1 protein-coding gene is annotated in these 422 nt (G+C 68.0%); it reads left to right on the top strand.

The annotated features are described in order from the left end of the window. Positions 1–204: 204 nt before the first annotated feature. The coding region (locus G3I71_RS48440) for a hypothetical protein (RefSeq protein WP_164325356.1) at positions 205–422 on the top strand (218 nt) is incomplete at its 3' end.

Below are 422 nucleotides of genomic sequence, written 5' to 3'. Positions count from 1 at the left end.
TCGAATGGGTACGTTCGGTATATCGCGGCGACCGTTACAAGTTCGTTGCCCGTCTTCAGAGGCCCGCTTCGTGATCACCGGTTGACTCCCGTTCGATCCTCGGTGGACGCTCGTACCGCTATGCGGACGGGGGCTTACGTCCAGCGGTCAAGCCCCCGTAGATTCCCTGCGCTTCAGCAGATGATCGACGAGGGGACGAGGATCATGCCGGAACCGGACGCAACAGGGACAGACCGGACTCCACCACCGGGGGGTGCGGCGAGCCCGGGCGGCAGGCCCGACTCGCCCTCTCCGTCGGGCCGCCTCTCCCCTCAGCAGATAGCCGTGTGGGCGCTCGTGGCCCTGATCGGAGCCATCGGCTGGGGCGTGCTGGCCCTTTCGCGGGGCGAGGAGATCTCGGCCGCCTGGCTGCTCGCGGCCGC

It is taken from the genome of Streptomyces sp. SID12501, from assembly GCF_010550245.1.
GTDB lineage: Bacteria > Actinomycetota > Actinomycetes > Streptomycetales > Streptomycetaceae > Streptomyces.
This window is presented reverse-complemented; position numbering and strand designations above follow the sequence as displayed.